The organism is Mesorhizobium sp. P2_E10, from assembly GCF_056404235.1.
The window spans coordinates 31,501-46,079 of the sequence record NZ_JBFUEK010000005.1; the positions used below are offsets into that span (position 1 = coordinate 31,501).

The 14,579-nt window shown below is 61.3% G+C and carries 13 protein-coding genes and 1 pseudogene; 6 read left to right on the plus strand and 8 right to left on the minus strand.

Features of this window, described 5'->3' with window-relative positions:
* Positions 1-33: 33 nt before the first annotated feature.
* A complete protein-coding gene (locus AC1D0N_RS14840) occupies positions 34-819 on the minus strand; it encodes an ATP-binding cassette domain-containing protein (RefSeq protein WP_477245078.1) in 786 nt (261 codons plus the stop codon).
* Positions 816-1,766, minus strand: coding sequence for an ABC transporter permease (locus AC1D0N_RS14845; RefSeq protein WP_477245895.1), 951 nt, complete (start codon positions 1,764-1,766; stop codon positions 816-818). The genes AC1D0N_RS14840 and AC1D0N_RS14845 overlap by 4 nt, the downstream gene beginning before the upstream one ends.
* A gap of 269 nt (positions 1,767-2,035) precedes the next feature.
* Between AC1D0N_RS14845 and AC1D0N_RS14850 the strand changes: the two genes are divergently transcribed.
* A complete protein-coding gene (locus AC1D0N_RS14850) occupies positions 2,036-2,926 on the plus strand; it encodes a GntR family transcriptional regulator (protein WP_477245080.1) in 891 nt (296 codons plus the stop codon).
* A gap of 73 nt (positions 2,927-2,999) precedes the next feature.
* On the opposite strand, the gene AC1D0N_RS14855 is transcribed toward AC1D0N_RS14850, so the two are convergent.
* Positions 3,000-3,593: a DJ-1/PfpI family protein gene (locus AC1D0N_RS14855; RefSeq protein WP_477245082.1), complete on the minus strand. Its 594-nt coding sequence runs from the start codon at positions 3,591-3,593 to the stop codon at positions 3,000-3,002.
* A 166-nt stretch (positions 3,594-3,759) separates the two neighbouring features.
* On the minus strand, positions 3,760-4,458 hold the full coding sequence (locus AC1D0N_RS14860) for a GntR family transcriptional regulator (protein WP_477245084.1): 699 nt from the start codon (positions 4,456-4,458) through the stop codon (positions 3,760-3,762).
* A 173-nt stretch (positions 4,459-4,631) separates the two neighbouring features.
* On the opposite strand from AC1D0N_RS14860, the gene AC1D0N_RS14865 reads away from it, so the two are divergent.
* Genes AC1D0N_RS14865 through AC1D0N_RS14875 form a run of 3 tightly spaced genes read left to right on the plus strand, consistent with a single transcriptional unit; the run spans position 4,632 to position 8,186 of the window.
* Positions 4,632-5,858, plus strand: coding sequence for an iron-containing alcohol dehydrogenase (locus tag AC1D0N_RS14865; protein WP_477245085.1), 1,227 nt, complete (start codon positions 4,632-4,634; stop codon positions 5,856-5,858).
* Positions 5,859-5,916: 58 nt separating this feature from the next.
* On the plus strand, positions 5,917-7,365 hold the full coding sequence (locus AC1D0N_RS14870) for an NAD-dependent succinate-semialdehyde dehydrogenase (protein ID WP_477245897.1): 1,449 nt from the start codon (positions 5,917-5,919) through the stop codon (positions 7,363-7,365).
* Positions 7,362-8,186: an alpha/beta hydrolase gene (locus AC1D0N_RS14875; protein WP_477245087.1), complete on the plus strand. Its 825-nt coding sequence runs from the start codon at positions 7,362-7,364 to the stop codon at positions 8,184-8,186. The genes AC1D0N_RS14870 and AC1D0N_RS14875 overlap by 4 nt, the downstream gene beginning before the upstream one ends.
* A gap of 111 nt (positions 8,187-8,297) precedes the next feature.
* Here AC1D0N_RS14875 and AC1D0N_RS14880 read toward each other — a convergent pair whose 3' ends face one another.
* The 4 genes from AC1D0N_RS14880 to AC1D0N_RS14895 all read right to left on the minus strand — a co-directional run bounded on the left by AC1D0N_RS14880 (position 8,298) and on the right by AC1D0N_RS14895 (position 13,635).
* Positions 8,298-9,353 (minus strand): ABC transporter ATP-binding protein, encoded by a 1,056-nt coding sequence (locus AC1D0N_RS14880; protein WP_477245088.1) that lies wholly within the window; start codon positions 9,351-9,353, stop codon positions 8,298-8,300.
* 2 nt (positions 9,354-9,355) lie between these two features.
* Positions 9,356-10,135, minus strand: a complete 780-nt coding sequence (locus tag AC1D0N_RS14885; protein WP_477245090.1) for a carbohydrate ABC transporter permease — start codon at positions 10,133-10,135, stop codon at positions 9,356-9,358.
* A gap of 61 nt (positions 10,136-10,196) precedes the next feature.
* Positions 10,197-12,434, minus strand: coding sequence for an extracellular solute-binding protein (locus AC1D0N_RS14890; protein WP_477245092.1), 2,238 nt, complete (start codon positions 12,432-12,434; stop codon positions 10,197-10,199).
* A 28-nt stretch (positions 12,435-12,462) separates the two neighbouring features.
* A complete protein-coding gene (locus tag AC1D0N_RS14895; protein ID WP_477245094.1) occupies positions 12,463-13,635 on the minus strand; it encodes a mandelate racemase/muconate lactonizing enzyme family protein in 1,173 nt (390 codons plus the stop codon).
* A 76-nt stretch (positions 13,636-13,711) separates the two neighbouring features.
* Here AC1D0N_RS14895 and AC1D0N_RS14900 point away from each other — a divergent pair, with 76 nt between their 5' ends.
* A complete protein-coding gene (locus AC1D0N_RS14900) occupies positions 13,712-14,401 on the plus strand; it encodes a GntR family transcriptional regulator (RefSeq protein ID WP_477245096.1) in 690 nt (229 codons plus the stop codon).
* A 9-nt stretch (positions 14,402-14,410) separates the two neighbouring features.
* Positions 14,411-14,533 (plus strand): annotated as a pseudogene (locus AC1D0N_RS14905) (nucleoside deaminase); the annotation flags it as partial.
* Between the last annotated feature and the right edge of the window lie 46 nt (positions 14,534-14,579).

A 14,579-nucleotide genomic window follows, 5' to 3' on the forward strand; every position in this document is an offset into this window, starting at 1 on the left:
GCGGACCGGAACGGCCCCCAAATTTCGAACGGATCAGGCTCCAACGATCATGGAAACCAGCTCCTGCTTGTTGTCCTTGGTTGGCACAAGTTCACCAACCTTGCGGCCCTGGCGAAGCACCACGGCGCGATCGGCAAGCTCGACGACATGTTCCATATTGTGGGTGATCAGGATGACGGCGTTGCCCTGGTCGCGGAGCGCTGCGACCAGGTTGAGCACCTGCCGCGATTCACGCAGGCCAAGTGCGGCGGTCGGCTCGTCCAGGATCACGACCTTGCGGGCAAACACAGTCGACCGGGCCACGGCGATGGCTTGCCTTTGACCGCCCGACATCATGGCGACGACGGCGTCCAGCCGCGGCAGTGTGACTTTGAGATTTATCAATAATGTGCGAGTCTCGGCGTCCATCTTGCGCTGCTGGAGAAAGCGCAAACCACGCGGGAGCCATTGCGGCCAGGCCAGCTCGCGACCTGCAAAGAAGTTCTGTCCCGGCGTCAGATTGTCGAACAGCGCCAGGTCCTGATAGACGGTCTCGATGCCGGCGAAGCGCGCATCCGCAGGAGAGCGTATCTGCGTTGGCGCACCGTCCAAAAGGATTGCGCCGGCATCGAGTTGGTGCACGCCGCTGATGCATTTGGTCAGTGTCGATTTGCCGGCGCCGTTGTCGCCGAGCAGCCCGACGATCTCGCCTCGGCGCACCTCGATGCTGACATCGTCGAGCGCCACAACCGAGCCGAAACGTTTGGTCGCGCCACGCACCGCAAGCACGGGATGGTCGGCGAGGGCCGCAAGATCGACGCTGGTTGCAACGGCGCTCATGACTGCCTCCCAGCTTGGATGACACGCACACGCCCTTCGAGATAGTTGCGCAGCACGTCGGACTCGACCGCTATGACGATGACCACGCCGATGACGATGAGCTGGAAGAAGACGTTGACGTTGAGCAGGTTGAGCGCGTTGCGGATGACGCCGATCATGATGGCGCCGATCAAAGCATGGCCGAGATGGCCGCGGCCGCCGAGAAAGCTGGCGCCACCGATGATCACCGCCGCGATCGTATCCAGTTCCAGCAGATTGCCGAACAAAGGCGAACCGGCGTCGGTACGGCCGGCAAGGATGACCGCGCCGATGCCGGCGCACAGCCCTGAGATCACATAGACCGAAACCAGGACCCAGGACACGGGAATGCCCATGCGCACGGCGGCGTCGGGCCGGCCGCCTACGGCATAGATCCAACGGCCCCAGACCATCGTTTTGGCCATGACGAAAAGAACCGCGGCAACGCCCGCAACCACAAAGACCGATCCAGGCAGACCCCAGACCGCCTCGCGGCCAAGCGCATCGATGGCAGGCGGCATTCCCGGGATGGCCCGTCCGTCGGCCAGTTGCAACGCCAGCCCCTTGGCGATGCTCAATGTCGCCAGGGTGATGATGAACGGATGCGGCAACCGGCCGAAGACGTAGAAGAGCCCATTGATGGCGCCGACCGCCGCGCCGCAGCCAACCATCACCACGATCACCACGAAGGCGGGCGCGCCAGCATGAAAGCTGAGTGCGCCAACGACGGAAGCCAGTGCGACGTTCGAGCCGACGGAGAGATCGATCCCGCGCGTCAGAATGACCAGATGCTGGCCCATCGCCACAACCGAAATGACGGCGGTCTGGGCGAGGATGTTGCTGAGGTTTCGCCCCGTCAGGAAATAGGGCGACAGAAAACTGAGAACGACGATCAGCAACACCAGGATGACGACGGGACCAGCGCTCAGCAGGGCCAGGCCAAGCGCAAGGCCGGGAACAGCTTCCTGCTTCCTGGACGCTGGCAACGCGGCCTCGCCGGCAGTGGTGCCGGTGTTTCCCGTTTCAGGCAAAATTCCCCTCCCCGCCGAAGCTCGTGCGAGCCGCGTCGTCAAAAACTCAAATCGTGCTTAGATCCTCTTCTTATCGATAAAAAACAACTGGCATGATTGGGTCAAGTTGTTTTTTATGGATAAAGTTCATGCTAAAAAGGACAAGCTATTGTTTGGAGGAAGGTGCGATGCGAACCGACACCGTCTACAAGAAGGCCTTCAATCGAACTGCAACTATGCTGCGCGATAGACAACTGGTCGGGGAACTTCCCTCCGAGAATGAATTGAGGCGGCTCATCGGCGTCAGCCGCACCACCGTCCGAAAGGTTCTGCAAGAACTAGTTCGCCGCGAGCTTGTCACTGTACGCAACGGCGTCAGGACGGCGGGACGGGCGATCGATGAAAATGACTGCTATCCCGATGCCGAAACCACGCCGCGGGCCAAGCATGTCGAACAGCAATTCATGGAATGGATGTTGCGCGGCGACACCAGACCTGGAACCAGCATCAACGAGCTTGAGCTGGCGCGGCAATTCGGCGTTGCAACCAACGGAATTCGCGAATTCCTGATCCGCTTCAGCCGCTTTGGGCTGATCGAGAAGAGGCCGAACACGGGCTGGCTTTTCAAGGGCTTCACGGAGGATTTCGCGCTTGAGCTGTTCGAGATCCGGGTGATGTTCGAGCTGCGCTCGGCGCATCTGTTTTCACGCCAGCCCGACACATCTCCCCTGTGGGACAAGCTCGCCGCGCTCAAGATTGCGCATGCCGACCTGCTGAAGCAGATTGAAATCCGCTTTCACGACTTTTCCGGCCTCGACAACCGCTTTCATCGGCTCATAAACGAGGCTTCACCGAACCGCTTCATCGACGATTTCTACGACATCATCAGCTTCATTTTCCACTATCACTACCAGTGGAACAAGCAGGATGAAAAGCAGCGCAACCAGGCGGCAATCCTTGAGCACGTCGCCTATATCGATGCCCTCGAGAGCCGCGATTCCGAACGCATCAAAGGGGCCTGCCAGGCGCATCTCGCTTCGGCAAGGGCAACACTGATGCGTTCGCTGATCTGGACTTGACGAAGGGAGGAAATCAGGACGCCATCATGGGCGCCGACGCATCCCCCAGGAATGCGTCGGGACAAAGAGGCTCTCAAGCGTGGCGGATTTCCGTTCCCAGCACCTTCAGGCATTCGCGGATGAACGCCGCAAGCGCCGTCCAGCCCTTGGCTGAAACCATCGTTCCATCGACATAGGCATCGGTGGGAGACAGATCGATGTAAGTGCCGCCGGCAAGCGTCACCTCCGGCTCGCAAGCCGCGAGCGCCGCCACCTTCTTGCCGCGGACGACGCCGTCGACCGCAATCAGAATCTGGACGCCATGGCAGATCGTGAAGATGGGCTTTTTGGCTTCGTGAAAATGACGAACCATCGCCTGCACGCGCTTGTCCGTGCGGATGTATTCAGGGCCACGACCGCCGGCGCAGTAGACAGCGTCGTACTGGCTGAGCTGCTTTTCGGCGTCGGAAAAGGTCTTGTTGATCAGCGCATTGTGACCGGGCTTTTCGGTGTAGGTCTGGTCACCCTCAAAATCGTGCAGCGACGTCTTGATCGTGTCACCGGCGTTCTTGTCGGGGCACACGACATGAACGGTGTGTCCCACCGCCTCCATCGCCTGCTGATAGACGAAGATTTCATATTCCTCCGTGAATTCGCCGGTCAACATCAGGATCTTCTTGCTTGGCATGGCGCTTCCTCTTGGCTTGTTTCAGGGCGAGGTGCACGTCGCGCCTCGCCGGTTGGAATAGCATCGGATCAGAACCGGGCGGCGGGGGAACAATCCTCGGCATTGGCCTCGGTAGTCAGCGGCGCGCCGAGCTTGAGGGTCTCCAGAACAGCCGACATCGCAACGGCTACTCGAACGCAGGCAGGAGCCGGTCCCGCGAATTCTCGATATGCACCCGCATGGCTTTCTCGGCAGCGTCCGGATCGCCCGCGGAGAAGGCGGCGAGAATGGCCTCGTGCTCGTCGAGCGCCTCTTCGGTCACCCGCGAGTGATACATCAGGCGGAAGATGTGGAAGTGGGTATGCTGGTGGTTCAGCGTCTCGCGAATGAGCTCGTTCTTGGCGAACTCGACGATCTTGTCGTGAAAGATCGCGTCCTGCCGGGCGAAGTTCGAATAGCGCAGGCGTTCGTCCTTGCCCACCCGCCGGGTCATGACGCCAGCCGCCTCCCGCAGCACGGCAAGACGCTCGGCGTCCATTGTGGCGGTGGCTTTGGCGGCCGCGGCAGGTTCAAGCAGGAGGCGCAGCTCGTAAAGTTCATCAAAGCGCCGGCGGGTGATTTGCGGGGCGGCGCGATAGCCGATCAGGTGGGTCTTCTCCACCAGGCCCTCCCCCTCCAGCCGGCCGAGCGCTTCGCGAATGGGCGTATGCGAGACGTTGAATTCCTTGACGAGATTGTCGACGGTGATGCGCGATCCCGGAGCAATTCTCAAAGACATGAGTTGCGCGAAGATTGCCTCGTAAACGTCGCCGGCCAGGCTGTTGGCGCGCTGGATACGGCCGGTCGCGCGGGCTTCATTGTCAACCGTCAGGTCGGTGTTCTGCATCGTTTGCCCCTTGACAGAAGCACCCACTAACACGATGCTTCGGCCAATTCAATCCTATATCCTATACGATTTTATAGAGGATACCGCATGAGAATGACCCGGAGCGTCGCGGCCGGTCTCCGGAACGAAGCCAATTGTCTAGGCTGCCGATCCGTCTTCGAAGGATCCCGTGCATGACCTTGTTTGCAGCGGCGCGCCTGCCGCGCGAGATCCTGTTCGGCAAAGGCCAGCGCCATGCGCTGCCGGCCATTGCCGCCAAATATGGGCGGCGCGCGTTCGTGTGCACCGATGAGCGTTTCGCGTCGACATCGCAGTTCGCCGAAATTCTTGCCGGCTTGCACAAGGCCGCGATAGACACGCTGGTCTACGACCGAACGCTGCCGGATGTGCCGCGTGACAGCGTCGCCGCCGGCATCGCGGAAGCGAAGGATTTCAAGCCGGACATGGTGATCGGAATCGGCGGCGGCAGTTGCCTCGACATGGCCAAATGCGCAGCGCTGCTGCTCAGCCATGGCGGCAGGCTCGAGGACTACTATGGCGAGTTCAAGGTACCAGGCCCTACCCTTCCCGTGATCGCCGTGCCGACAACGGCCGGAACCGGCTCCGAGGTGACTCCCGTCGCCGTCATCTCCGATCCGGATCGGACGCTGAAGGTGGGTATTTCGAGCCCTCACCTCATCGCCGCGGTGGCGCTTTGCGACCCGGACCTGACGGCGACATGTCCTCCCTCGCTGACGGCGATCGCCGGCGCCGACGCGCTGACGCACGCAATCGAGGCCTTCACCGCGGCCAGACGCGGCGCCGATCCGCATCTGCCGCAGCAGCATGTCTTCGTCGGCAAGAGCGCTCTGACCGATCATTTCGCGCTTCTGGCCATCAGGCTGCTCGGGCGCAGTCTCGAAAAGGCATTTCGCGACGGATCTGACGAGGATGCGCGCGCCGACGTGATGATGGGAGCCCTGGCCGCCGGTTGCGCCTTCGGCACGGCCGGAACGGCCGCTGCGCATGCGGTGCAGTATCCTGTCGGTGCGCTTACCCACACCGCGCATGGTCTGGGCGTCGCCACCATGCTGCCCTATGTGATGACCTACAACCTTGCCGCCGCGGCCGCTGAGATTGCCGAAGTCGGCACGGCTCTCGGCCTTCCCGCTCATAGCGGCGACGCCGATGCATCGGCGCGCGCCACCATCGAGGAGGTGAGCCGGCTGTTTGGCGCCATCGGCATCCCATCGACCCTGGCCAAACTTGGCCTTGCCGAGGACAAGATCGACTGGACGGCAGAGCAGGCGCTCGGCATCGACCGGCTGATCAAGAACAATCCGCGTCCGTTTGACCTCGCCGCGATGCGATGGCTGGTCAGGGCTGCCTATGACGGCGACATGTCCGCCACCATGATGTGATCGACCAGGAGTTCATCCCATGAATATCGCCGCAGGCATATCCGACGAGGATCAAGATATGTTCGACTACGCCAAGGCCTCGCACGGTCTCTACATCGGCGGACGCTGGCGACCCGCGTCGGAGGGCCGTGTGATCGAAGTGGTCGATCCATCGACCGAAGCCGTGATCGCGGCGGTTCCAGATGCCACGCTTGCCGATGCCGCCGCCGCTGTCGACGCGGCCGCGAAGGCGGCGGCCGGCTGGCGCGAGACTTCGCCACGCAAGCGTTCGGAAATCCTGCGGCGCTGCTTCGAACTGATGACAGAACGGGCGGAGATCCTGGCGGCGCTGATCTCGCTGGAGAACGGCAAGGCATTGCGCGATGCACGCGGTGAAGTTGCGTACGCGGCGGAGTTCTTTCGCTGGAACGCCGAGGAAGCGGTCCGCATCAGCGGCGAGTTCGGCCTAGCGCCCTCAGGCGCGAACCGGATCATTGTCGACTACCAGCCGATCGGCATTTGCGTGCTCATCACGCCATGGAATTTCCCGGCCGCGATGGCGACCCGCAAGATCGCGCCGGCGCTGGCGGCTGGCTGCACGGTGATCCTGAAGCCCGCCAGCGAGACGCCGCTGACGGCCTATGCGCTTGCAGCACTCTATGAGGAAGCCGGCGTGCCGCCGGGCGTCGTCAACGTGCTGACGACCTCGACTCCCGGACCTGTGACGGCAGCCATGCTGGCCGATCCACGCGTGCGAAAGCTGTCTTTCACCGGCTCGACCGGCGTCGGTCGCGTGCTCCTGGCCGAAGCCGCAAAACACGTCATCTCCTGTTCCATGGAGCTTGGCGGCAACGCACCGTTCATCGTCTTCGACGACGCCGACCTGGAAGCGGCGCTCGACGGTGCGATGGTGGCCAAGATGCGCAACGCCGGCGAAGCCTGCACCGCCGCCAACAGGCTTTACGTGCAGGCCGGCATCCATGATGCCTTCACGGATGGTTTGAGCAAACGCATGGCTGCCCTCACCATGGGCCCCGGCACCCATTCGCAGACCGAGTGCGGTCCGATGATCACCCGGAAGGCCGTGCATAACATTGATCGCCTCGTCCAGGACGCCGTCGCCCGTGGCGCCAGGGTTCTGTGCGGAGGAGCGATCGCTGACGGCAAAGGGTACTTTTACCCGCCGACGGTGCTTGCCGACGTGTCTGCCGACGCCGCGATGGTCCACGAAGAGATATTCGGTCCGGTGGCTCCGATCATGCGCTTCGACAGCGAGGCGGATGCCATCGCCAAGGCCAATGAGACCGAATACGGTCTCGCGGCCTACATATACACTCGAGACCTGGCCCGGGGGATGCGCGTGGCATCGAAGATCGAGTCGGGCATGATCGCCCTGAACCGCGGCTTGATGTCCGATCCGGCGGCTCCATTCGGCGGAGTCAAGCAGAGCGGGCTGGGCCGCGAAGGTGGTCAGAAGCATGGCGTTGCCGAGTTCATGGAGGCGAAGTACATCGCCGTGACCCTGTGAGCGGACACGCCAAAGATCCGTTCCGCATTCGCGACCACGTGGTCGAGTTCGACGACATCGTCGCCGACATCGTGCGCAGAAGCGAGGCTACCAGGGCGAATGTTCCAATGGTCGCCGATGTCGCCTACGGGCCCGACGCCACGGAGACTATGGATCTGTTCTTTCCCCCGGGCAAACGAGACCGCCTGCCGGTGCACATGTTCATCCACGGCGGCTACTGGCGCATGTTCTCCAAGCGCGACTATTCCTATGTCGCCGAGACCGTGACGAAGGCAGGCGCGATCGCGGTCATTGTAGACTATGCGCTGATGCCTGCCGTCAGGATGGCCACGATCGTCGACCAGGTGCGCCGCGCCAGGCGGTGGGTGCTCGACCATATAGCAGACCATGGCGGCAATCCCGACCTGCTGACCGTCAGCGGTCATTCCGCGGGAGCGCATCTGGCAACGATGCTTTTCGACGGCGACAGCCGGCCTTCCCGCATCAAGGCCGCACTGCTGCTCGGCGGCCTATACGACCTGAAGCCGTTGCAGACCTCGTTCCTTGCCGCCGAGATCGCGATCACCGATGAAGACGTCCGCCGGTTCTCGCCGATCAACCACAGCTTCGATCCATCCGTGGCCGTTGAGATCGCGGTCGGCGCCGATGAAACACCGCCCTTCCACGGCCAGGCCGCAATCTTCGCAAACCAGCTGGAAAAACAAGGACTGGCTGTTTCACGCACAACGCTTGCGGCGGCTAATCACATGAGCAGCGTCCGAGACCTTGGCTTGGCGGGCACCGATGCCGCGTCACTGTTGGCTCGCGTCGTATCCGCCTGAGACTTCGGTCATTAGCGTTTGCTGAGCGCGATCGCTCTTGAAAGTGGTGCCGATCTGCGCTTTGGCGCATCCCGCAACGGCTTGATCACGACAATGCCACGCGCTGGACGCTCACCGGATGCGCCCGCCGTCTTCGCCAAATAGCCGCACCGATACCGGCGAGAAATGAAGCATGATCTGATCGCCGGTCTTGGGCCGAAACGATCGCCGCTCGGCGACGATGGTCTCGCCGGTTGTCAGCGTCGCATGCACATAGGACGTAGATCCCAGCGCTTCGACGAATTCCACACTTGCCCGCAAGGCAATCCCCTCGCCCTCGTCGAGGTGTTCTGGCCTCAGTCCAAGCTGCAGGCTGCGTCCGACCTCAAGCGGGGTGCTCACCGGGCTGTCGATCTCGATGCCTGCTGCTGCGAGCCGGCCGCTCGCCTGCACGGAGGTGGACAGGAAGTTCATCCGGGGCGAGCCGATGAAGCCGCCTACGAATGCATTGTCGGGATCATCGTAGAGGCTTAGGGGTGTCCCGACCTGCTCGATGCCGCCACCGCGCAGCACCACTATGCGGTCCGCCATTGTCAGCGCCTCGGTCTGGTCGTGCGTGACATAGATCATGGTGTTGCCAAGCACCGCGTGAAGCTTGGAAATCTCGACGCGCATCTGCACGCGCAACTCGGCATCGAGGTTGCTGAGCGGCTCGTCGAACAAAAACACTTTCGGGTCGCGAACGATGGCACGGCCAATGGCGACGCGCTGCCTCTGTCCTCCCGAAAGTTGCGCCGGTTTACGCTGGAGATAGTCCTCCAGCCGCAGGATCGACGCAGCGCGCGCAACCTTTTCGGCAATTTCGGGCTTTGGCCGATGCATCATGCGCAAGCCAAAGCTCATATTGTCCGAAACAGTCATATGCGGGTAGAGGGCATAGGACTGGAACACCATCGCAACGCCCCGGTCGGACGGCTCCTCGTCGGTGACGTCTTTCTCGCCGATGAAAATTTCGCCCTGGGTCGTTTCTTCCAGCCCGGCAATCATCCTCAGCAGCGTCGACTTCCCGCAGCCCGAAGGCCCCACGAAGACGGCAAACTCGCCTTGCTCTATGGCAAGCGAAACGTCGTGGATCACCTCGGTGGACCCAAAGCTCTTGCTCACATGTCTCAGCTCTACGCGAGCCATTATTACCCCTTCACTGCGCCCACGGAGATACCGGACACAATTCGTCGCTGGAAAATGATGTAGAGAATGACTATCGGAGCCGCGGCGATGACGATCCCGGCGGTGAAAAGCGGAATCTGGTCCGAATACTGCCCCTTGAGCGATGCGATACCGACCATCAGGGTACGATTCTTCTGCATGATCAGCAGCGATATCAGAACATCGTTCCAGCAGTTGAGCGTATTGAGAATACCCAGGGTCACCAGCGCCGGCATACCCATCGGGATCATCACGTGCCACCAGACCTGCAGGAGTGTAGCGCCGTCGATCCTCGCCGCCTCGATCAGTTCGCGCGGAAGCCCGGCATAGAACGCCGTCATCATGTACACGGAGAAGGGTAGGAAAAACGCGGTGTAAGAGAGGATGAGACCGACATGAGTGTTGACGAGATTCAATGCAAGCATCGTGCGCATGAAGGGAACGAGCACGACCTGCACTGGGATCATCAGCGAGGACAAGATCACCACGAACAGGAAGCGTCGGTAGGGAAAGCGCAGCGAAGCGAGGGCGAAACCGGCCATCGACGAGACCACCATCAACAGCAGCACCGCCCCCACCGTCGCGATGACGGAATTGAGGAAATACTCGCTCAGGTGCGCGCGCGTCCAGGCCTGTACGAAGTTGTCGAACGTGGCCTGCGGAGCCAGCCCGAAGCGGTCGGCCATGTATTCCTGCCGGGTCTTCAAGGAGTTGTTGACCGCAAAGAAGATGGGGTAGAGGCAGCTCAGGGCAAGCAGTCCCATCGGGATCGCAAGCAGCCTTAGAGTTAGTCTTTGTCGTTTTCCAGCGCCTGCCACGATGCCCTCAGAGATTTGCGTTGCGTGACATCATGCGAATCTGCAGCCAGGCGAGAATGCTGGTGATGACGAACAGGATCATCGAAAGGGCGGAAGCATAGGCCGGGCGGTTGAGCTTGCCCTGGGCGGCCCAGATCAGATACTCGGGCACCGTCGTCGCCGTGCCCGGTCCGCCGCCGGTGAGCACGTAAATCAGGCCGAACATCGAGGTCAGCAGGCCGATGGTCGTGATCACGGTCGAGAACTCGATGATCGGGCGCAGTTCCGGAATGATGACGTGCAGCCATATCTGCCACATCTTGGCGCCATCCAGGCGCGCCGCCTCGATCATCTCCTTTGACACGGTCGACATGCCAGCGAGAAAGATGAGCACGCCCATGCCGAAGGTCGACCAGAACTGGACGGCGAGAGTGACGGGGAGCGCGGTCGAGGAGTGCCCCAGCCAGTCCACACCTGGAAGGCCGACGACCTTGAGCAGTGCGTTCAGATTGCCATTGAAGCTCAGCACGACGCTGAAGATCGAGCCGATGATGACGCTCGAAAGCACCGTCGGAAAGAAGTAGACGGACCTGAAGATCTGACCTCCGGGGACGCCCTGATTGATCAGGATCGCCATCAACATTGGCAGCGTCACGAAGATCGGCACCGAAAGCAACACGACTGCTGCATTGGAAAGTGCCGAGAGGAAATTCGGATCGTCCAAGGCACGCAGATAGTTGCCCGCGCCTATGAATTTCCCAGGGTCGGTAGACGTCGCGCTGGTGAGAGATATGCCAAAGCCCCAGACCAGCGGAAAAATTCGGAACACAACAACAAGCAGCAAGGCTGGAAGCAGGAACAGCAGCGCGACGCGGGCCTCGCTTCTGCGGCTCCGATTGAAACGCGAACGGGTCCGCCCAGTCAGGTCGGTCTTGCTTGTGGCATTGGCGGTCATGGAAGGCACCCAGGCGAAAATGGAAAGTGCGCTGACACTCCCCATTTTCGCGAGTTGATTACTGCGGCTTGGCTTCAGCCTGCACTTTGTCGAGTGCCGCGGCGGCAGCGTCGACGGTCGTTTCACCGTTGTAGAGAAGCTGGCTCTGCCGGTGCCATTCGTCGAGTTCGGGCGCCGAACTGTTGGCATTGTGGGCACAGCCCTGGTCGCCAGCCAACCCATGATCTGCTTCAGACCTGGACTGTTGATACCGGAGGTATTTACTTCGGTGTTCGCGGGCACCGAGCCGGTGTCGTTGACGAGGTATGACAAGACCTCTGGCGAAGCCAGGGTCCGGACCGCGTCAACCGCGAGATCGATGTTCGCGGAGTCCTTGTTCACCCCATAGCCGACGCCGCCGTCAAGCGGAACACCGGGAGCGCCTTCGTGCTGATCGGAGGCAACGGTCGGCGAAGGCATTGGATAAACCCCGACCTTGTCGACACCCATGTTGGTTTCGAACTGCTTCCAGTGCGCGACGTTGGAGAGGAGGCCCATCACGTTGGCCCCGACACCTTGTTCGAAGAGGGCGAACTCGTCCATGAACATGGTCTGGGAGTTCCCGCCCTCCTGATACCATCCGTTCTTGGCGGTATCGACCCAGGCCTGCAGGATCGCCTTGATCGGCGGATCCGACCAGTGAAGCTTGCCGGCCAGCCAATCGGCCTGCTCCTGCGCGGTCAGGGACTGGTTCGCGGCCTCCGAAAGGAAAAACTCGGCGTTGTAGCCTTCCTTATTGGCCATCAAGAAACAGGCCATCTTGCGCTGCGTCTTGAACGCTTCGCAGACCTTTGTCAGCTCGGCCCAGGTGGTCGGTGGCTTCTCGGGATCGAGCCCGGCGGCCTTGTATGCCTCCTTGTTATAGTAAACGACATGCCCCTGCAGTGTCGTCGGGATAAAGTAGAGCTTTCCGTCAGGGCCGGTGAAAGCCGATTTTCCGACGAGTTTCGAAATCATGTCGGAGCCGTCGAGCGGGATCAGCCCGCCGACCAGGGCCTTGGCCTGGGCACCACCGTTGGCCCAAATAACGTCAGGACCGGCCTTGGCAGACAGGGCCGTGCCGAGCAGGGTGTAGTACTCGGCATCCGGCTGTGACAGGAGCGTAAGCTTTGCTCCCGGATGCGCGGCCTCGAATGCGGCCTTCGCATGATCGTAGTATGTGGCATGCGCCGCATCGTCGACGTTGACGTCCCATACCGTGATCTCCTGGGCCAGCGCAGGCGATGCCGCCAGCATGGCCGCAACGGCGGCCGCTATCTTGATTTTCTGCACGTCATTCCTCCCGTTTCTTGCCTACCAGTTATTCACTTCGTCCGGCGCTCGCTGCGAGCCTGGGACCCCGGGCAACCCGAGGGTTGATTGGGGGATCGCCTAGCTTTTCGGGCGACAGGACCTCGGGGCGCGCCCACTCCCGGCGCGCGGTCTCCGACAGCACGAGCCCATGGCCGGGTCGATCGGGCGCATGGATCCAGCCGTCATGGATTTCGATGGTTTGATCGACGAGATGGTCGAAGTTCTGGAACGAGTATTCCAGCCAATCGACCTCGGGTAGCGCACAGGCCATGTGCACTCCGACCTCCAGGAAGGTATTTCCCAGTGACACCGGGATGCCGAGTTCGGCCGCCAGCCAACCGATCCGCATGACGTCGGTGACCTGGCCGTGAACGTTGAGTATATCGGTGCCGCCAGCCAGCATGAGTTGGCGTTTGCCGGCGGCATCGAGATACTCTCCTGAGTTGATCAGGGTCCAGGGCGCGCACTGCCTTAGAAGGCGCAGGCCATCGAAATCGTTGCGAAGGATCGGATCTTCGACCCACAGCAATTCGAAGCCCTCCCTGTGGATGGCCTCGAGCTTGACCACCGCTTCCTTGCTGCCCCAGGCCTCGTTGGCGTCGATCATGAACTGTGCTCCCGGTCGAACTGCCTTGGTGACGAGGCTCAATCGGTGCAGGTCCCTATCGAAATCGGGGTGCCCGACTTTGATCTTGAATGCCCGGTAACCTAAGGCATCGGCGTTGCGGAAGAACTCGACGAACTCGTCGTCGCTCAGGTGGAAGTCCAGGCCCGAGGCATAGGCGCGAACCTTGTCCCGTCGTGAGCCTAGCAGCCTGTGCAGCGGCATGTTGAGTTGCTTGGCCGCGAGATCCCAAACCGCGACCTGAACCGCCTCGTGGAACGGCAGCGTGAAAGAACGCTGGTTGCCCCCGCGAGGACGGCCGATCCGATGGGCAACCGAGAGTGGGTGCTGGCCCTCAAGGCCCGGCCAGACCTCGGCCTTGAAAAGCCGAATGATTTCACTCACGGCCGGCAAAGCGTTAAAAAGAACCTGGACAAAGCCGAGGCCGCGATTTCCATTCTCGTCAATCAGCTCGAGCGCAGCGATATTGGCTTCGTCGGCGCGAACCTGGCTGTCGCCGATGACGCGATCCCGGGCGAACTGAAAGCGGGTGAGTTCGAAAGACGAAATATGCACGTTGATCTATCAATCCGTTACACTGATATATGACTGCACACAGGTAATAGACTAATCTCTTGGGAAGGAAAAGAGGGTGTCAAATAAGAATCCGCGCAAGGTGGTAGAGGCGTTTGGAGAGGGGAGCCGCCTCAGCGACGTGGCCTACGGGCGCATCTTCGAGATCTTGTACGATCGCAGGTTGGCCGCGGGCGCCTTCGTATCGCAGGCCCAGCTGGTGGAACTAACCGGTGTGCCGGTCGGACCGCTGCGCGACGCGTTGCGAGCGCTCCAGGCCGAGGGGGTCGTCACGATCCATCCGCATGCCGGCATCCAGTTCGTGAAGCCAGGGATGGAGTTGACACGGTCGACCTACCAGTTCCGCGGCATCATCGAAGCCGCCGCAGTCGCCATCTTTGCCGAAACCGCACCTGACGTCGAAATTACCGAATTGGCATTGCGGCACAGCGACGTCACCGATGCGCTGCAAAGCAATGGACTTACGCCTGAAAATTTGCGTGAGTTCGAGAAACTCGAAGAACTGCTGCACGGCTCCATCGTCGCGAGCCTGAACAACCCTCTCATCGACACGAGCTACCGACGCATCAGGAACTATCTGAGACTGCTGCGCCTCGATCGAAAGATGTCGGCTCCGCTCGCGTTGCGTTCGTTGCGCGAGCACCAGGAGATCATCGAAGCGTGCCGGAAGCGCAATGCAGCGGGCGCGGTCGAGGCAATCCAGTCCCACTTCGCCGCGGCTTTGCAGCGCAATCTAGGATTGTACTAACGTTCCAAAGAAAATCCAACGCTCGACCTGCCCTGCCATATCGTGTTCGAGGCCGGACAGCGTCCGACCGAGATCGTCGGGCCCCTTCTCGAAGACGAATCTGCTCAACTGCAGGCCGATTTCTGGAAGTAGATCAATTGCCGTGCGTGGCCCTGCCTAGGCCTCCCCAGACGCGGAA